The 17,832-nt window shown below is 69.6% G+C and carries 15 protein-coding genes and 1 riboswitch; of the genes, 7 read left to right on the top strand and 8 right to left on the bottom strand.

Annotated features, from left to right (window positions below):
- Positions 1 to 8: 8 nt before the first annotated feature.
- From E5083_RS03395 to E5083_RS03380, 4 genes are all read right to left on the bottom strand, one after another.
- Complete coding sequence (locus E5083_RS03395) at positions 9 to 1,490, bottom strand: glycoside hydrolase family 3 protein (protein ID WP_135784071.1); 1,482 nt, start codon at positions 1,488 to 1,490, stop codon at positions 9 to 11.
- A gap of 9 nt (positions 1,491 to 1,499) precedes the next feature.
- Positions 1,500 to 2,342, bottom strand: a complete 843-nt coding sequence (locus tag E5083_RS03390; protein ID WP_135784070.1) for a carbohydrate ABC transporter permease — start codon at positions 2,340 to 2,342, stop codon at positions 1,500 to 1,502.
- Entirely contained in the window at positions 2,339 to 3,328 is a 990-nt protein-coding gene (locus tag E5083_RS03385; protein WP_135784069.1) for a carbohydrate ABC transporter permease, read from the bottom strand. The genes E5083_RS03390 and E5083_RS03385 overlap by 4 nt, the downstream gene beginning before the upstream one ends.
- An 86-nt stretch (positions 3,329 to 3,414) precedes the next feature.
- Positions 3,415 to 4,689, bottom strand: coding sequence for an extracellular solute-binding protein (locus E5083_RS03380; protein ID WP_135784068.1), 1,275 nt, complete (start codon positions 4,687 to 4,689; stop codon positions 3,415 to 3,417).
- A 329-nt stretch (positions 4,690 to 5,018) separates the two neighbouring features.
- On the opposite strand from E5083_RS03380, the gene E5083_RS03375 reads away from it, so the two are divergent.
- The 7 genes from E5083_RS03375 (at position 5,019) to E5083_RS03340 (ending at position 13,320) form a co-directional block, all read left to right on the top strand.
- Complete coding sequence (locus tag E5083_RS03375) at positions 5,019 to 5,783, top strand: GntR family transcriptional regulator (protein WP_030807463.1); 765 nt, start codon at positions 5,019 to 5,021, stop codon at positions 5,781 to 5,783.
- A 141-nt stretch (positions 5,784 to 5,924) separates the two neighbouring features.
- A complete protein-coding gene (locus E5083_RS03370; protein ID WP_167513442.1) occupies positions 5,925 to 6,188 on the top strand; it encodes a DUF3311 domain-containing protein in 264 nt (87 codons plus the stop codon).
- A complete protein-coding gene (mctP, locus tag E5083_RS03365; protein WP_135784066.1) occupies positions 6,185 to 7,795 on the top strand; it encodes a monocarboxylate uptake permease MctP in 1,611 nt (536 codons plus the stop codon). The genes E5083_RS03370 and mctP overlap by 4 nt, the downstream gene beginning before the upstream one ends.
- A gap of 81 nt (positions 7,796 to 7,876) precedes the next feature.
- The gene (locus tag E5083_RS03360; protein ID WP_135784065.1) at positions 7,877 to 8,383 is read left to right on the top strand and encodes a GNAT family N-acetyltransferase; all 507 of its coding nucleotides are present in this window, start codon (positions 7,877 to 7,879) and stop codon (positions 8,381 to 8,383) included.
- A 63-nt stretch (positions 8,384 to 8,446) separates the two neighbouring features.
- Positions 8,447 to 8,572: riboswitch (cobalamin riboswitch) on the top strand.
- 125 nt (positions 8,573 to 8,697) lie between these two features.
- Positions 8,698 to 11,079, top strand: a complete 2,382-nt coding sequence (locus E5083_RS03355) for a ribonucleoside-diphosphate reductase subunit alpha (RefSeq protein WP_135784064.1) — start codon at positions 8,698 to 8,700, stop codon at positions 11,077 to 11,079.
- Positions 11,079 to 12,095 carry a ribonucleotide-diphosphate reductase subunit beta gene (locus E5083_RS03350; RefSeq protein WP_135784063.1) on the top strand — a complete coding sequence of 339 codons (1,017 nt, stop codon included), beginning with the start codon at positions 11,079 to 11,081 and terminating at the stop codon, positions 12,093 to 12,095. The genes E5083_RS03355 and E5083_RS03350 overlap by 1 nt, the downstream gene beginning before the upstream one ends.
- A 262-nt stretch (positions 12,096 to 12,357) precedes the next feature.
- Positions 12,358 to 13,320: a GlxA family transcriptional regulator gene (locus E5083_RS03340; RefSeq protein ID WP_135784061.1), complete on the top strand. Its 963-nt coding sequence runs from the start codon at positions 12,358 to 12,360 to the stop codon at positions 13,318 to 13,320.
- Between the two features lie 28 nt (positions 13,321 to 13,348).
- On the opposite strand, the gene E5083_RS03335 is transcribed toward E5083_RS03340, so the two are convergent.
- The 4 genes from E5083_RS03335 to E5083_RS03320 all read right to left on the bottom strand — a co-directional run bounded on the left by E5083_RS03335 (position 13,349) and on the right by E5083_RS03320 (position 17,812).
- A complete protein-coding gene (locus tag E5083_RS03335) occupies positions 13,349 to 14,719 on the bottom strand; it encodes a bifunctional albaflavenone monooxygenase/terpene synthase (protein ID WP_135784060.1) in 1,371 nt (456 codons plus the stop codon).
- Positions 14,716 to 15,798 carry an epi-isozizaene synthase gene (gene cyc1, locus E5083_RS03330; RefSeq protein WP_135784059.1) on the bottom strand — a complete coding sequence of 361 codons (1,083 nt, stop codon included), beginning with the start codon at positions 15,796 to 15,798 and terminating at the stop codon, positions 14,716 to 14,718. The genes E5083_RS03335 and cyc1 overlap by 4 nt, the downstream gene beginning before the upstream one ends.
- Before the next feature lie 255 nt (positions 15,799 to 16,053).
- On the bottom strand, positions 16,054 to 16,704 hold the full coding sequence (def, locus tag E5083_RS03325) for a peptide deformylase (RefSeq protein WP_135784058.1): 651 nt from the start codon (positions 16,702 to 16,704) through the stop codon (positions 16,054 to 16,056).
- 127 nt (positions 16,705 to 16,831) lie between these two features.
- Entirely contained in the window at positions 16,832 to 17,812 is a 981-nt protein-coding gene (locus tag E5083_RS03320; protein ID WP_030807439.1) for a hypothetical protein, read from the bottom strand.
- Between the last annotated feature and the right edge of the window lie 20 nt (positions 17,813 to 17,832).

The raw sequence follows: 17,832 nt of genomic DNA, 5'->3' as shown, positions 1-17,832 counted from the left end.
GCGCCAGGTCACACCCCCGCGATGACCTCCGCCGCGGCCCGGCCGCAGACGCGGGCCGCGCCGTGGGTGGCGAGGTGGAGGTGGCCCCGGGGCGGGGACTGGGGGACGCCCATCTCGACGACCACGGTGTCCGGGCGGGCGGTCAGCAGGGTGGTCAGGGCCTTGGCCATCCAGGGGTGCCGGTGTTCGTCCCGGACCACCGCGACCAGCCGGCGCTCCCCCGCCGCCGCGAGGGCGTCGGAGCCGGCCGAGTCGCCGGTGAAGCTTCCGGTGAGGGTGCCCGGCAGCAGCTTGGACAACTCGGCGGCGACGCCCCACGGGGTCTCGTCGCCCACCGCGATGTTGGCGACCGGGGTGAAGGCGGCGACGTAGGGCGCCTCGGTGAGCGGGGTGAACGCCTCGCCGCCGGTCACCGTCAGGGCCCGGCGGGCGGCGCGCAGTCCGGCCTCGGGGTCGGGGGCGGTGTCCCCGGTGGTGCCGTTCGCCGTCCAGGCGGCCAGTTCGCGCACCCGGCGGGCCGCGTCCGCGAGGCGCTCCTCGGGGAGTTCACCGGAGCGCACGGCACCCACCAGGGCGTCGCGCAGCCGCCGTACCGTCTCGTCGTCGGCGAGGCCGCCGCCCACGCAGATGGCGTCGGCGCCGGCCGCGACGGCGAGGACGCTGCCGTGCTCGATGCCGTAGGTGCCGGAGACGGCGCGCATCTCCATGCCGTCGGTGACGATCAGCCCCTGGTAGCCGAGTTCGCCGCGCAGCAGGTCGGTGAGGACCGGCCGGGAGAGGGTCGCGGGGCGGTCCGGGTCCAGGGCGGGGACCAGGATGTGGGCGCTCATCACCGCGCGGGTGCCCGCCGCGAGGGCGGCCCGGAAGGGCGCGAGTTCGCGGGCCTGGAGCACGTCGGCGGCCACGTCGATGCGGGGCAGCGCGTGGTGGGAGTCGACGGCGGTGTCGCCGTGGCCCGGGAAGTGCTTGGTGCAGGCCGCGACCCCGGCGGACTGCAGGCCGGTGACATAGGCGGCGGTGTGCCGGGCGACCAGGCCGGTGTCGGCGCCGAAGGAGCGGACGCCGATGACCGGGTTGTCGGGGTTGGAGTTGATGTCGGCGGAGGGCGCCCAGTTGAGGTGCACCCCGCAGGCGGCGAGACGGCGGCCGAGTTCCCGGGCGACGGCGTGGGTCAGCGCCACGTCGTCCACCGCGCCGAGGGCGTGGTTGCCGGGGAAGGAGGAACCGGTACGGGCCTCCAGGCGGGTGACGTCGCCGCCCTCCTCGTCGATGGCCACCAGGACGTCGGGCCGCTCGGTACGCAACTGGGCGGTGAGCGCGGCCAGTTGCCCGGGCGAGACGATGTTGCGGCCGAACAGGCCGACCGAGGCGAGGCCCTCGCCGAGCCGGCGCAGCAGCCAGTCGGGGGCGGTGGTGCCGGTGAAGCCGGGCTGGAGGACGGTGAGCGCGTCGCGCGTCAGGGTGTCCGTACCGCGGGCGATTGTCGTCATCGGGTGGCGTTATCCCTTCACGGCGCCCGCGGTCAGCCCCGCGGCCATCTTGCGCTGGACGAGGAGGAACAGCACGACGATCGGCACGGCCATCATGGTGGCGCCGGCCATCATCGGGGCGTATTCGGTGCCGTGCTTGGTGGTGAAGTTGCCGAGCCAGACGGTGGCCGTCTGGTTCTCCTGGCTGAGCAGCATCAGGGCGTAGAGGTACTCGTTCCACGCCTGGATGAAGCCGTAGACCGAGGTGGCGACCATGCCGGGGGCGAGCAGCGGGAAGACCACGCGGATGAAGGCGCCGGTGCGGGAGCAGCCGTCGACCATGGCCGCCTCCTCCAGCTCGCGCGGGATGTTGACGATGAAGCCGCGCAGGGTCCACACCGTGAACGGCAGGATGAAGGTCAGATAGGTGATGATCAGGCCGGTGAGCTTGTCGTACTGATGCAGGTCGTTCAGCAGCAGGAAGACCGGGATGATCATGGCGACGAGCGGGACCATCTGCACCGCGAGGATGCCGACGATCACGATCTTCCGGCCCCGGAAGGCGAACCGGGAGATGGCGAGCGCGGCGAGCATGCCGACGATCACGCCGATGAGGACCACGGACAGCGAGACGACCAGGCTGCGGCCGACCGGCCCCCAGAAGTCGGCGATGTCGAAGGCCCGGCTGAAGTTGTCCAGGGTGAACCCGGTGGGCAGCAGGCTCGGGTCGGGGTCGATGGCGTCCTTGGCCGGCTTGATCGCGGTGTTGAGCATCCAGTAGACGGGGAAGCCCGCGGTGGCGGCGACGAGGAGGCCGAGGATGTTCCAGCCGGCCTTGGAGGTCCGGCGGGCGGGGGAAGCCGTGCTGGTCACTCGACCTCTCCGATCTTGAGCATCTGGCGCATGTAGACGGCGACGACGCCGAGCAGCAGCACCACGGTGATGAGGGCGATGGCGGAGCCCTGGGCGTAGTCGTTGACCACGAAGGCGCGGTCGTAGGAGTAGGTGGTGAGGAGCTGGAACTGGGCCTCGGGGTGGCCGTTGCGCATCACGAAGACCTGCGGGAAGACGCCCATGTCCCAGATGACCGAGAGGGTCGTCAGCATGACGATCACCGGCTTGAGCACCGGCAGGGTGACGTACCGGAAGACGCCCCAGGAGCCGGCGCCGTCCAGCCGGGCGGCCTCCTCCAGCTCGGCGGGAACCTGGGTGAGTCCGGCGCTGAGGGTGATGACCACGAAGGGCACCGCGCCCCAGACCACCAGCAGCATGATCACCGCGAGGCCCTCGGGGCCGCTGGCGAACCAGTTGTGGCCGATCAGGTCGACGCCGGGCAGCTTGCTGATGAGGGCGTTGAGGATGCCGTAGTCGGCGTCGAAGAGCCACTTGAAGACCGTGGTGGCGACGATGACGGGCATGCCCCAGCTCGCCACCAGCGCGATGTTGATGAGGGTCTTCACCCAGCCGGAGACCCGCTGGAGCAGCAGGGCGATCAGCATGCCGATGACCATCGTGAAGACGACGGCGCCGGCGGTGAAGCCGATGGTGCGCAGCACGACCTGCCAGAAGTCGGAGTCGCTCAGCACCTTGGAGAAGTTGGCGAAGCCGACCGATTCCGGCTCCTGGAAGCCCCAGAGCTGGGACTGGCCGAACTTCTGGAACGACAGGGTGACCAGCCGGACCAGGGGGTAGCCCATGACACCGGCGAGGATCAGCAGACAGGGCGCGAGGAGCAGCCAGGGAGTGGTGGCGCCGCCCTTGGCGGAGGCCGGGCGGCGGGGCCGGGGCGGCGGGCCGGGCGGGGGCGCCTGCCGCTGCGGCGGCACCTTTGCAGGCGTGGTCGTGTCTGCGGCACTCATCGCGCTCCTCGGCGATCCCTTAAAACCTGTGCGAGCGGTACGGCGGGCGCCGCGCGGGCTTTTACGGCCCGCGCGGCGCACCGGGGTCACTTGGTGTTGATGACCTTGTCGATCGCGGCGTCCGCCTCCTTGGCGGCGTCCTGGACCGACTTCTTGCCGGTGCCGATCTGCTGGAGCATGGTCTGCAGGACCTGCGCCTTCTCGACCTGGCCCCAGCCCGGCGCCATCGGCACGAACCAGTTGGACTCGGCCGCAGTGGCCGGCACGGCGGTCGCCGGGTCGTTCTTCAGGGTGGCGAGGTCGGTCTTGTTGTTGGGCAGGTTGCCCTTGGCGATCAGGCCCTTCTGGCCCTCGGGACCGGTGAAGGCGTTGATCCACTCGGCGGCGATGTCCTGGTTGTGGGACTTCACCGGCACGGCGAGGTCGGAACCGCCCAGGAACACCGGCATGTTCTTGCCGGACGGACCGGGCATCACGAAGTTCTCGAGGTTGTCCTTGAGCTTGCCGGTCTTGTCGTTCTTCGGGTCGGCGGAGGTCGCGCCCTCCCAGGCCGCGCCGAAGATCATGGCCGACTTGCCCTGGCCGTACACGAGGTAACGGTCGGACTCGTCCTTGGTCTTGTCGCCGTGCATGTACTTGTCGAGGACCTGCTTGTAGGCGGTGAGGCCCTTGACCGACTCCGGGGAGGAGAGGGACGCCTTCCACTGGCCGCCCTCCTCCTTGGCGATGGCGCCGCCCGCGTCGTAGACGAAGGACATGGCCGCGTACCAGTCACGGGTGGGCTGGTACCAGGCGTTGAACTTGTCGCCCTCCTTCTTCTGGATCTTGTCCAGGGCGGAGGTCAGCTCGGCGTAGGTCTTCGGCGGGGTCTTGACACCGACCGAAGCGGCAACGTCCTTGCGCCAGTTGGCGACGCGGCCACCGGCGTAGTACGGCACGCCGTAGGTCTTGCCGTCGTAGGTGACCGATGCCTTCAGGCCGTCCAGCCAGGCGTCCGAGTTCTCGAACTTGCCGGGCTCCAGGGGGGCGAAGGCGCCCTTCACCATGTAGCCGAGCATCTCGGTGTTGCCCATCTCGACCACGTCGGGGGCCTTGTCGGTGGCGAGGACGGCGTCCAGCTTGGTGTTCTTGTCCGGCCAGCCGTAGTACTCGTGCTTGATCTTCAGGCCCGGGTGCTTCTTCACCACCGCGGCGTCGGCGGCCTTGACCAGGTTCGGCCAGTTGTTCTGCGCGTCGACGGTGAGCCAGACGGTCAGCGCGTCACTGTCGCCCCCCTTGCCCTCGCCGTCGTCGCTGCCGCACGCGGCGATGGAGACGATCATGCCCGCGACGCCGATCGCGGCTATCAGTCTGCGCTTCACGCCATCCTCCTCAGGGATGCCCACAACCCCCCTGCCTCCCCGCGGTGTCACACTTGCGCGTCGTACCGCCCTCGGAGCCGGGACTGGACCAATGGTGTAGACCAGCACGGGGAGCTTGGCCCAGACCAAAAGGGCTGTCAAGGGTGTTCAGGTGGGCTCCGGGCGTCCGTGACGCGACCGAGATATGCAGGGACCTTTCATTGCGCAACAGACAGTTCGGACGGCCCAGTTCCGGTGGACCACTGACCCGCCGGGCACGGGTGGACTAGACCAACCAGGGGTGCGGCGGTATACAGGGAGATCACGGAACCGGAGCCGGGAAGGCAGCCATGAGCACCGACGTCAGCAGGGCGGAGAACGAGGCCGGCGCGACCGTCCGTACCGCGCGCGTGCCCAAGTACTACCGCCTGAAGAAGCATCTCCAGGAGATGACGGAGACGCTTCCGCCGGGCACGCCGGTGCCGCCCGAGCGCACGCTGGCCGCCGAGTTCGACACCTCCCGCACCACCGTCCGCCAGGCCCTCCAGGAGCTGGTGGTGGAGGGGCGGCTGGAGCGCATCCAGGGCAAGGGCACCTTCGTCGCCAAGCCCAAGGTCGCCCAGGCGCTCCAACTCACCTCCTACACCGAGGACATGCGGGCCCAGGGGCTCGAACCCACCTCGCAACTGCTGGACATCGGGTACATCACGGCCGACGACCGGCTGGCCGGGCTGCTGGACATAAGCGCCGGGGGCCGGGTGCTGCGCATCGAGCGGCTGCGCATGGCCAACGCCGAGCCGATGGCCATAGAGACCACCCATCTCTCCGCCAAGCGCTTTCCCGCGCTGCGCCGTTCACTGGTGAAGTACACCTCGCTGTACACCGCGCTCGCCGAGGTCTACGACGTCCATCTGGCCGAGGCCGAGGAGACCATCGAGACCTCGCTGGCCACCCCGCGCGAGGCGAGCCTGCTCGGCACCGACGTGGGGCTGCCCATGCTGCTGCTGTCCCGGCACTCGGTGGACCGGGAGGGCCGGCCGGTGGAGTGGGTGCGCTCGGTGTACCGGGGTGACCGGTACAAGTTCGTGGCCCGCCTGCGGCGTCCGCAGGACTGACCGGCTCCGTTTCTCCCGCTTCTCGGGGCCCCACCAGCTCACATCGCCATATCGATACCCGGACGAGGGCTTCCGCTCCGCCGTGCCGTCACCTAGATTGCGTGCGCATTACGCGTGATCAACGAGGGGACGGAGTCCGGCATGCCCGAAGATTCTGAAGTGAGGCAACCGGTGGTGACACCGGTCCGAGTGGTCATCGGGCTGTGTCTCGTGGCGCCGTTCGTGGCGATGCTGTGGGTGGGTTCGTTCTCCAAGGTGGACCCGACGTTCATCGGCATCCCGTTCTTCTACTGGTACCAGATGCTGTGGGTGCTGGTCTCCACGTCGCTCACCATGACCGCGTACCAGCTCTGGCAGCGTGACCAGCGCTCCCGCAAGGCCCGGAGCGGGGGTGTCTCCCAGTGAAGGACGGCGTCAACGGCGTGGCGCTCGGCGTCTTCGTCTTCTTCTTCCTCGCGGTCACGGTCCTGGGGTTCCTCGCCTCGCGCTGGCGCAAGGCCGAGAACGAGCACTCGCTGGACGAATGGGGCCTGGGCGGCCGGTCGTTCGGCACCTGGATCACCTGGTTCCTGCTCGGCGGCGACCTGTACACGGCGTACACCTTCGTCGCGGTGCCGGCGGCGATCTACGCGGCCGGCGCGTCCGGGTTCTTCGCGGTGCCGTACACGATCCTGGTGTACCCGCTGATCTTCACCTTCCTGCCCCGGCTGTGGTCGGTCTCGCACCGGCACGGGTACGTCACCACCTCCGACTTCGTGCGCGGGCGGTTCGGGTCCAAGGGGCTCTCGCTGGCGGTGGCGGTCACCGGCATCCTGGCGACCATGCCGTACATCGCGCTCCAACTGGTCGGCATCCAGGCGGTGCTGGACGTGATGGGCGTGGGCGGCGGTGAGGACACCAACTGGTTCGTGAAGGACCTGCCGCTGCTGATCGCGTTCGGCGTGCTGGCCGCGTACACGTACTCCTCGGGTCTGCGGGCGCCCGCGATGATCGCGTTCGTGAAGGACACGCTGATCTACATCGTCATCGCGGTGGCGATCATCTACATCCCGATCAAGCTGGGCGGGTTCGACGAGATCTTCGCCAAGGCGGGCGAGAAGTACACCGCCGCCGGTGCGGGCGGCCTGGTCCCGGCCCCGGCGGGCCAGTGGACGTACGCCACGCTGGCGTTGGGCTCGGCGCTCGCGCTGTTCATGTACCCGCACTCGATCACCGCGACGCTCTCCTCCAAGAGCCGCGAGGTCATCCGGCGCAACACCACGATCCTGCCGCTGTACTCCCTGATGCTGGGCCTGCTGGCCCTGCTGGGGTTCATGGCCATCGCGGCCGGGGTGAAGGTGACCAACGGGCAGCTCGCCATCCCGCAGTTGTTCGAGGACATGTTCCCGGACTGGTTCGCGGGCGTGGCCTTCGCCGCCATCGGTATCGGTGCGCTCGTGCCGGCGGCGATCATGTCGATCGCGGCCGCGAATCTGTTCACCCGCAACATCTACAAGGACTTCATCAAGCCCGACGCGACGCCCGAGCAGGAGACCAAGGTCTCCAAGCTGGTCTCGCTGCTGGTGAAGGTGGGCGCGCTGGTCTTCGTCCTCACCATGGACAAGACGGTCGCCATCAACTTCCAGCTCCTGGGCGGCATCTGGATTCTCCAGACCTTCCCCGCCCTGGTCGGCGGCCTCTTCACCCGCTGGTTCCACCGCTGGGCCCTGCTGGCCGGCTGGGCGGTCGGCATGCTCTACGGCACCCTCGCCGCCTACGGCGTCGCCTCCCCCACCCAGAAGCACTTCGGCGGCTCCGCCAAGGAGATCCCCGGCATCGGTGAGATCGGCTACATCGGCCTGACGGCCTTCGTCCTGAACGTCGTCGTCACCGTGATCCTCACCTTCGTCCTCAAGGCCGTGAAGGCCCCCGACGGCATCGACGAAACCACCCCCGCCGACTACACCGCCGACGCCGGCGACCCCGGCGTGGAGGTCGAACTCCCCCCGGCGACAGCGGGCACCAGCCACTAGCAGTTCCCGCCTTCCGGCCACGGGCCGCCGTCACGCGAAAAGCGACGGCGGCCCGTCGCGTTGTCGTCCACACTGCCGGGCATGGACCTCGTCATCAGACCCGCCGACCCGGCCGAGTACACCGCCCTGGGTGAGATCACCGCGCAGGCGTACCTCCAGGACGGCCTGCTGGACTTCGGGGAGAGCGACGCGTATCTGGGTGAGCTGCGGGACGTGGCCCGGCGGGCGGCGGACGCGGAGATCCTGGTGGCCGTGCGCGGGGACGTCCTGCTGGGCGGGGTCACCTTCGTCCCGGCCGGCGGACCCATGGCCGACATCGCGGGACCGGGCGAGGCCGAGATCCGGATGCTGGCGGTCGCACGGGCCGGCCGGGGCCAGGGGGCCGGGGAGGCGCTCGTACGGACCTGTGCGGACCGGGCACGGGCCCTGGCGGGCTGCCCCGGCCTCGTCCTCTCCACGCAGCCCACGATGCACGCCGCCCACCGCATCTACGAACGCCTCGGTTTCCACCGCACCCCGCACCGCGACTGGAACCCTCTGCCGGGCGTCCTGGACCTCGCCCTGCTCACCTACGAGTTGACCCTCTGAAGCCGTCGGGACACACAACAGACACAACATCTGGGGGTGACGTGACAGGGCGGCACTAGATGTATGCTCGTGCTCGCTGTCGTCGCAGGGGAATCCGGTGCGAATCCGGAACTGTCCCGCAACGGTGTACTCGCGTGCTTCGTGCATGCCAGCGTCAGTCCGAGGACCTGCCGACAGCGGCGCCCGGCCGTCCGGTCCGGGTGCTCGAAGACGTCCGGGCCTCGTGGAGTGGGCCGGTGGACGCGACGCCGTGTGCGCTCGTGCCCTCTCCTACCCTCCGCCAGGCCCCCGTGCCCAGCGAGGGAGAGCCCCACGTGACCATCGCGCCTGCCGATCCGGCTTCAGCCACCCCGGCGACCGAGGCTTCTGTGGAGAACGACGGCCCCGGTGCCGCGCTGCTGCGGACCCTGACCGAGCTGACCGCCGACCTCCCCGACGCGGACCCCGGCCGGGTCGCGGCCGCCGCGCTGCGCGGCCGGTCGGCGCGCGCCGACGAGGCGGAGCTGCGCGAGCTGGCCACCGAGGCCGCCGCCGGTCTGATCTCGGAAGACCCCGCGTACTCCCGGCTGGCCGCCCGGCTGCTCACGCTCTCCATCCGCGCCGAGGCCGCCTCGCAGGGCGTGACCCGCTTCACCGAGTCGGTGGCCGTGGGCCACCGCGAGGGCCTGGTCGCCGACCGCACCGCCGACTTCGTGGCGCTGCACGCCGCCCGCCTCGACGCCCTGATCGACACCGGCGCCGACGACCGGTTCGGCTACTTCGGCCTGCGCACCCTGCACAGCCGCTACCTGCTGCGCCACCCCATCACCCGCAAGGTGATCGAGACCCCCCAGCACTTCATGCTGCGCGTGGCGAGCGGTCTGGCGGAGAACGACAGCGCCCCCGCCGTGGACGAAGTGGCCGCGCTGTACGGCTTGATGAGCCGCCTGGACTACCTGCCGTCCTCCCCCACCCTGTTCAACTCCGGTACCCGGCACCCCCAGATGTCGTCCTGCTACCTGCTGGACTCCCCGCTGGACGAGCTGGACTCGATCTACGACCGCTACCACCAGGTCGCCCGCCTCTCGAAGCACGCCGGCGGCATCGGCCTCTCGTACTCCCGCATCCGCAGCCGGGGTTCGCTGATCCGGGGCACCAACGGGCACTCCAACGGCATCGTCCCGTTCCTGAAGACGCTGGACGCCTCGGTGGCCGCGGTGAACCAGGGCGGCCGGCGCAAGGGCGCGGCCGCGGTGTACCTGGAGACCTGGCACTCCGACATCGAGGAGTTCCTGGAGCTGCGCGACAACACCGGTGAGGACGCGCGCCGTACGCACAACCTGAACCTCGCGCACTGGATTCCGGACGAGTTCATGCGCCGGGTCAACGCCGACGAGCCCTGGTCGCTGTTCTCCCCGGCCGACGTGCCCGAGCTGGTCGACCTGTGGGGCCCGGAGTTCGACGCGGCCTACCGCAAGGCCGAGGAGGCGGGCCTGGCGAAGAAGTCCATGCCGGCCCGCGAGCTGTACGGCCGCATGATGCGCACCCTCGCGCAGACCGGCAACGGCTGGATGACCTTCAAGGACGCCGCCAACCGCACCGCCAACCAGACGGCGCTGCCGGGCAACGTGGTCCACTCCTCCAACCTGTGCACGGAGATCCTGGAGGTCACCGACGACGGGGAGACCGCGGTCTGCAACCTCGGCTCGGTGAACCTGGGCGCCTTCGTGGCGGACGGTGACATCGACTGGGAGCGGCTGGACGACACCGTCCGCACCGCCGTGACCTTCCTCGACCGGGTCGTGGACATCAACTTCTACCCGACCGAGCAGGCGGGCCGCTCCAACGCCAAGTGGCGCCCCGTGGGCCTCGGCGCGATGGGCCTGCAGGACGTCTTCTTCAAGCTGCGCATCCCCTTCGACTCCCCCGAGGCGAAGGCGCTGTCCACGAAGATCGCCGAGCGCATCATGCTGGCCTCCTACGAGGCGTCCGCCGACCTCGCCGAGCGCAACGGCCCGCTCCCCGCCTGGGAGCAGACCCGTACCGCCCAGGGCGTGCTGCACCCCGACCACTACGGCGTCGAGCTGACCTGGCCGGAGCGCTGGGCCGCGCTGCGCGCCCGGATCGCCGAGACCGGCATGCGCAACTCGCTGCTGCTGGCGATCGCGCCGACGGCCACCATCGCCTCCATCGCGGGCGTGTACGAGTGCATCGAGCCGCAGGTGTCCAACCTGTTCAAGCGCGAGACGCTGTCGGGCGAGTTCCTCCAGGTCAACGCGTATCTCGTGCAGGAGCTGAAGAACCTCGGCGTGTGGGACGCCCGCACCCGGGAGGAGCTGCGCGAGGCCAACGGCTCGGTGCAGGGCTTCGCGTGGATTCCCGAGGACGTGCGGAACCTGTACCGCACGGCGTGGGAGATCCCGCAGCGCGGCCTGATCGACATGGCCGCCGCCCGTACCCCGTTCCTCGACCAGGCGCAGTCGCTGAACCTGTTCCTGGAGACGCCGACCATCGGCAAGCTCTCCTCGATGTACTCCTACGCCTGGAAGTCGGGTCTGAAGACCACGTACTACCTGCGTTCGCGCCCGGCGACCCGGATCGCCCGTGCGGCCGGCCGCGCCCAGGAGACCAAGACCATCCCCGTCCAGCAGGCGGCCGACCCCGACGCCGTCGCCTGCTCCCTTGAGAACCCCGAGTCCTGCGAGGCCTGCCAGTAATGTCCGACGCCACCACCAAGAATCTGCTCGACCCCGGCTTCGAGCTGACGCTGCGCCCCATGCGTTACCCGGACTTCTACGAGCGCTACCGGGACGCGATCAAGAACACCTGGACCGTCGAGGAGGTCGACCTCCACTCGGACGTCGCCGACCTGGCGAAGCTCTCCCCCGAGGAGCAGCACCTGATCGGCCGCCTGGTGGCGTTCTTCGCCACGGGTGACTCGATCGTGGCGAACAACCTGGTGCTGACGCTGTACAAGCACATCAACTCCCCCGAGGCGCGGCTCTACCTGAGCCGGCAGCTCTTCGAGGAGGCCGTGCACGTCCAGTTCTATCTGACGCTGCTCGACACCTACCTGCCCGACCCGGAGGACCGCGCGGCCGCGTTCGCGGCGGTGGAGAACATCCCCTCCATCCGCGAGAAGGCCGAGTTCTGCTTCAAGTGGATCGACTCGGTCGACAAGCTGGACCGCCTGGAGTCCAAGGCGGACCGCCGCAAGTTCCTGCTGAACCTGATCTGCTTCGCCGCGTGCATCGAGGGCCTGTTCTTCTACGGCGCCTTCGCGTACGTCTACTGGTTCCGCAGCCGGGGCCTGCTGCACGGCCTCGCCACCGGCACCAACTGGGTGTTCCGCGACGAGACGATGCACATGTCCTTCGCCTTCGACGTGGTCGACACCGTCCGCAAGGAGGAGCCGGAGCTGTTCGACGAGCAGTTGGAGCAGCAGGTCACGGACATGATCCGGGAGGCCGTCGCGGCCGAGCTGCAGTTCGGCCACGACCTGTGCGGTGAGGGCCTGCCCGGCATGAACACCGAGTCGATGCGGCAGTACCTGGAGTGCGTCGCCGACCAGCGCCTCACGCGCCTCGGCTTCGCCCCGGTGTACGGCTCGGAGAACCCGTTCTCCTTCATGGAGCTGCAGGGTGTTCAGGAGCTGACGAACTTCTTCGAGCGCCGTCCGTCGGCGTACCAGGTCGCGGTGGAGGGCACCGTGGACCTGGACGAGGACTTCTGAGCCTCCTCTCGCACTGAGCCTTGACGTCCGCGGTCCTTCTGGGCCTGCCCGAGCTGTCGGTCGACGCGCCGTTCGCGCACGATGCCGATCACCGAGGGCAGGACCAGGAGGACCAGGATGCCGAGCGTGGCGACCATTCCGATGAGACCTTCGATCTGGTTTCCGTTCATGTCATCAGCCTCGCGCTGAACGCTCCTGTCCAACACTGGCAGGACTGCCGTGGGCCCTCGAATTCCTGCCAGCGCCGAGGCACACTGGCAGCATGCTGAAGAACGTGGTCGCGGTCCTGCTGGACGGAGTGCACCCCTTCGAGCTGGGGGTGGTGTGCGAGGTGTTCGGCATCGACCGCAGCGACGACGGACTCCCGGTGTACGACTTCGCCGTGGCCTCGGCGGAGGGGCCCACCCTGCGCACCCACTGCGGCTTCACCGTCTCCACCCCGCACGGTCTGGAGCGGCTGGAGGAGGCCGATCTGATCGCCGTCCCGGCCGGCGAGTCCTACACCTCCCGCGACTATCCCCCCGCCCTGCTGGACGCCCTGCGCCGGGCCGTGGCCCGCGGCGCGCGGGTGCTCAGCGTGTGCACGGGGGTGTTCGTGCTGGCCGAGGCCGGACTGCTGGACGGACGCCGGTGCGCGGTGCACTGGCACAACGCCGAGGAGCTGAGCCGGCGCCACCCGCGCGTCACGGTCGAGCCGGACGTGCTCTACGTCGACGAGGACCCGGTGATCACCTCCGCCGGCACGGCGGCCGGGATCGACGCCTGCCTCCACCTGGTCCGCAAGGAGCAGGGGCCCGAGGTCGCCAACAAGATCGCCCGCCGGATGGTCGTACCCCCGCACCGGGACGGCGGCCAGGCCCAGTACATCGAGCGCCCGCTGCCCAAGGGCCCCTGCGACACGGTCGGCGAGGTGCTGGTGTGGATGGAGGAGCACCTCGACCAGGAGGTCACCGTCGAGCAGCTCGCCGCCCGCGCCCACATGTCCCCGCGCACCTTCGCCCGCCGCTTCCAGCAGGAGACCGGCACCACCCCGTACCGCTGGATTCTGCGCCAACGGGTGCTGCTGGCCCAGCGGTTGCTGGAGGGGACGGACGAGACGGTGGACTCGATCGCCTGGCGGACCGGGTTCGGCAACGCGGCCGCGCTGCGCCACCAGTTCGTCCGGGCGCTCGGCACCACCCCGAACGCCTACCGGCGTGCGTTCCGGGGCCCGCAGGCCGCCTGAACGCACGCCGGTCGGGGCGTACCGCTCCTCACCACTCCAGGGGCTCGACCAGCAGCCGGTGGGGACGCAGGGTGATGCCCACACGGGTGCTGGCGTCCGAGTCCTCCACCTGACGGAACCGGTACTTCGCCGAGATCGCCGCGACGATCAGGCTGAGCTGGGCCATCGAGAAGTGGTCACTGGGGCACTTGCGGTTGCCGATGCTGAAGGGCGCCATGGCGTACTTCGGCACCTCCTCGGCCCGCTCCGGCAGCCACCGGTCGGGGTCGAAGTCGAGGTGACGGGCGTAGGAGCGGGCGTCGCGCTGAATCGCGTAGGGGCTGTAGATGATGTCCGCCCCGGCCGGAATGCGATAGGCACCGAGTGCCGTGTCGGTGAGCGCGCGACGCGTCAATATCCATACCGCCGGCCGGAGTCGGAGGGCCTCGACGACGACATTGTTGGTGTGGCTCAGCTTGCGTACGTGCTCGAATCCGACCGGCGCACCGCCGGTTACCGATTCAACTTCCGCGCGCACCTTCTCCGCGTGCCCGGGATGGTCCGCGAGGATCTGCAACAGCCACATGATCGTGGAGGCGATTGTCTCGCTTCCGGGGGTGAGTATGGCGACGACCTGGTCGTGGATCTCCTGTTCGCTGATGGGATCGCCATTGTCGTCCTTCGCCTCCAGCAAAGCCGTCAGCAAATCGTCCGGCTTTTGACCGGATGCCCTCCGCTCGGTGATGATCTCGTCCACCAGCAGATGCAGATCGGCCAGTGCCCGGTTGAATTCGCGGTTGGACGGGAACGGCAGCCGGTACAGCGGTCCCAGCGGCAGCACCATGCGCCGGTACATGCCCCGGAAGACGGCGCCGAGGTCGGTGCTGAGGCGTTCGGCGCGCTCGTCCATGTACTGGCCGCGCAGCAGGCAGCGGGCCGCGACGCGCACCGCGACCCGGAAGGACTCCGAGGTGGCGTCGACGGGCACGCCGGGCCGCCAGCGCTCGGTGAGGGCGTGCGCCTCCTCCTCCATGATCGGCCCGTAGGCGGGGATCGCGGCGAGCCGGAACGCGGGCTGGATGGTGCGCCGCTGCCGCCGGTGCAGCGGGCCGTTGGCGGTGGCCACGCCCTGCTTGCCGAGGAGCCCCTCCAGCGACTCCCACACCGGTCCGTCGATCTTGTAGTCGGGGCTCAGCGCGAGTGCGCCGGTGAGCGCCGGCGCGGTGACGGCGTACACCGTCTTGGGGCCGAGCTTCAGGCGCACCACCTCGCCGTGGTCGCGCAGTTGGGACATGAACGCGAGCGGGTCGCGGGCCAGTTTCAGGCCGTGCCCGAGCACCGGGACGGCGCCCCCGGCGAGGGGCGGGTCCTTGAGTTCGGCCACTTCCCGCGTCTCGGGATCGATGGCGTCGACGGTCATTTCTCACCTGCCGCTTCGTTGTTGACGTACGGGGGTGTGGACCGGTCCTCCCAGGTGTCGACCATGTAGCGGCCGGACTCGTGGTGGAACCAGTAGACGGTGCTGAACCAGTTCCGCATATTGCCGACGCAGGTCCGTACGGCGGCGCTCAGTTCCTTTCCGCGCACGGTGCCGTCGTCGAGTTCCCCGGCGAACTCCAGCGCCTCGCGCTCGGCCTCGATGAATTCCGCGATGCAATTCTCGATGCGCCGCCTGAGTTCTTCGACGGCTTCTTCGAGGGTGAGCCCGGAATGAGTGATGAGACTTATTCCGAGATTGTGCACCTCGTCGCCCGCTATCTCCTTCGGCAGCGAGCACAGGTCGTTGTACCAGGCGGCGAATTCCTGGCTCAGCAGGGCCGCGCGCCGAAAGGCCAGGTTCTTCCGTACCGAGTCCGGGAGTTGGCATCCGGCGCTCGGTTCCAGGAGATCGGTCCATATCCAGTGCGCGAAGGTGAGCCGCCGGAGCGCGAGGTATTCCTCCACACCGGGCACCCGGCCCGCGACCCGGTTGCCGAACTCCCGGTCGTACGCCTCGATCACCTCGTGGAAGTGCCGGGCGAACCGCTGGTTCCAGGCGGGCGGCAGGAACGCGTAGAGCCGCAGCACGCTGTCCGCGAAAGCGGCTACCAGCGCGTCCTGGTGGTGCAGATGGTCCTCGGGTGCGTCGAGCGCCGTATGGAGACGCTGCCGCAGCCGCCGCCAGTCCTCGGTCCTGCCGTGCACGATGTCCCGGTCGTGCCGGTCGTCCCAGACGAAGAACCACGCGCTGTAGTCGGCGATGGCCTGGAGGACGTCGTCGGGCGCGCCCAGGTAGTAGCCGGCCATCAGGTCCGTGTAGCACAGGTTGTCGGCGTACTCGCGGACCTTGTCCGGGGACATCAGCCGTTTTTCCAGCAGCCACCGCCGGGTGTTCTCCTGGAGCCTCGGCCAATACGGGTGCAGCCGCCGGGGAAAGGCGTCCTCGATCACCGGGAGCGCGAGGGACGGTGGTACCGCGACCGCAGTCGCCGATGTGGTGCCGCGTGAGAAAGCATGCACGAACAGTCCCCTCTCGACCGCCAGGAGCACACGCCCCTCCCTGCCGTGCCGGGCGTGCGCCGTTGCGTATCCCCGCACCCCTATTCAGCACTACAACTGACCGTCTGGGGAACGGATTTGCTCCTTTCACTACCCCAAGTCGCCGGGATTCTTTCGGCGAACAGATGAACGAACAGCCACGACGCCCGGCCGGAATGGTCTCCGGCCGGGCGTCGTGGCTGTTCGGTGCGGTGGCGCCGGTTCCGCGCGGTCGCGTCAGTCGTTGGCGACCACGTCGTAGCGCGGTTCGTTCTCGGCCATCTGCCGCAGCGCGTCCTTGCGGTCCCGCTTGGAGAGACGGTCGATGTAGAGGTACCCGTACAGGTGGTCGGTCTCGTGCTGGAGGCAGCGGGCGAAGTAGCCGGTGCCGCGCACCTTGATGGGGTTGCCCTGCTCGTCCTGCCCGGTCACCTCGGCGTAGTCGGGGCGCGCGAGCGGCGCGTACGCGGTGGGCACGGACAGGCAGCCCTCGTTGCTGTCGTCCAGGCGGCGGGCGGCGGCGGGGAGTTCGACCAGCTTGGGATTGACGACCACGCCGGTGTGGCGCACGCCGTCGTCGTCCGGGCAGTCGTAGACGAAGACCTTCTTGCTGACGCCGATCTGGTTGGCGGCCAGGCCCACACCCTCGGCGGTGCGCTGGCTGGCGAACATGTCCGCGACCAGTTCCTGCAGCTCGGGGCCGAACTCGGTGACGTCCGCGCACTCCTTGTGCAGCACCGGGTTCCCGACGACCGTGATCGGCCGCGAGGTCCCGCGCTCGCGCCAGCCGGCCTCGCGCTCCTCGCAGTCCTCCGTGTCGACGACATAGCCCTCGTCATCGACGGGGAGCACGCCCACGCGCTGCTGATCGGTGTCCTGCTGAGCCATGACCGAGTGACGCCTTCCTGCACAAAAACTGGGGGGTGAATGCTGATACAGGGTACGGGTAGCGCCCTGTCAGGGGCGCGGGGAACTGCGCGACCAGCCACGACGCACCCGCACCCGGCAACGCCGATCAACAAACCTCTTCGAGATCCCGCCAGTCCCGCGAGTCCGGACTGTCCGCAACCCACCCGTCCAGCAACCCCCGAACCAGCGAAGCCGGCGCAGCAATCCCACACTCCCGCTCCGGTACCCAAAGCTGCCCATCGGTCCGATGCCCCAGCGGACCGGGATGACCCGGCTCACTGTGATCGTGGGGATCGAGATGCACACCCTCCCCCTCGTCGGACGGCATCCGCGACTCCGAACACATCCGGCACAGCAACCGCACGGAAGAGGACCAGTCCTCCGCCGCGAACCCCGCGTCCGCGGCGAGCTGCTCCAGCGCGTCCCGGTCCGCCTCGGTCGCCGCCTCCAGCAGCACCACCCAGGTCGGCACCGGCGAGGGCGCCCACAGCTCGATCTCGTCGAAGACCGGATAGGAGTGCCCGGTGGACGTGGTCCGCTCACCGTGCGGAACCCCGTCGTGCAGCACGACCTCGCCCCAGCGCCGCCCCGAGGACGGCAGCGGGATGGACAGCACCTCGATCCGCGCCGGGTCCAGCCGGCGCCCCCAGACCACCTCGGCCTCACCCTCCGGGGAGAGCCGTACGGCCGCGCTGCCCAGCTCCATGCCGAGCGGCTCGCCGAGCGCGGTGGCGCCGCCGGGCACCTTCAGTCCGTACGCCTGCCAGGCGCGGCGGGCCAGCGGCCAGTCCTGGAGCGCGGTGGCGGCGATGCCGACGTTCCACCAGTCGGGCGCGCCGGTCTCCCGGTCCAGCAGGGCGACCGCGCGCAGCCCGGCGGCGCGGGCCTGCTCCCAGTCGTGCCGGAACTTGTGCAGGAGGGCCAGGTTGAACCAGGACTCGGCGAGCCAGGGCTCCAGATCGGCGGCGCGGGTCAGCAGTTCGCCCGCGTCCTCGTACCGGCCGTCGCCGATGAGCGTGAACGCCCGGTCGGTGGCCTGCCGCCAGGAGGCGGAGGGCCGGTTCCGTACCTTGCCGAAGATCCTCACGATTCCCGCCTGCCAGTTCC

It is taken from the genome of Streptomyces bauhiniae, from assembly GCF_004784475.1.
In the GTDB taxonomy this organism is placed as follows: Bacteria; Actinomycetota; Actinomycetes; order Streptomycetales; family Streptomycetaceae; genus Streptomyces; species Streptomyces seoulensis.
Note: the sequence above shows the minus strand (reverse complement) of the source record. Positions and strands in the feature narration are given on the sequence as shown.

Excerpts from the sequence above, each read along its gene's own strand:
- E5083_RS03340 (WP_135784061.1), top strand. The coding sequence starts at position 12,358 with ATGCTGAAGAACGTGGTCGCGGTCCTGCTGGACGGAGTGCACCCCTTC.
- E5083_RS03350 (WP_135784063.1), top strand. The coding sequence starts at position 11,079 with ATGTCCGACGCCACCACCAAGAATCTGCTCGACCCCGGCTTCGAGCTG.
- E5083_RS03335 (WP_135784060.1), bottom strand. The coding sequence starts at position 14,719 with ATGACCGTCGACGCCATCGATCCCGAGACGCGGGAAGTGGCCGAACTC.
- E5083_RS03385 (WP_135784069.1), bottom strand. The coding sequence starts at position 3,328 with ATGAGTGCCGCAGACACGACCACGCCTGCAAAGGTGCCGCCGCAGCGG.
- E5083_RS03375 (WP_030807463.1), top strand. The coding sequence starts at position 5,019 with ATGAGCACCGACGTCAGCAGGGCGGAGAACGAGGCCGGCGCGACCGTC.
- E5083_RS03370 (WP_167513442.1), top strand. The coding sequence starts at position 5,925 with ATGCCCGAAGATTCTGAAGTGAGGCAACCGGTGGTGACACCGGTCCGA.
- E5083_RS03395 (WP_135784071.1), bottom strand. The coding sequence starts at position 1,490 with ATGACGACAATCGCCCGCGGTACGGACACCCTGACGCGCGACGCGCTC.
- def (WP_135784058.1), bottom strand. The coding sequence starts at position 16,704 with ATGGCTCAGCAGGACACCGATCAGCAGCGCGTGGGCGTGCTCCCCGTC.
- E5083_RS03360 (WP_135784065.1), top strand. The coding sequence starts at position 7,877 with ATGGACCTCGTCATCAGACCCGCCGACCCGGCCGAGTACACCGCCCTG.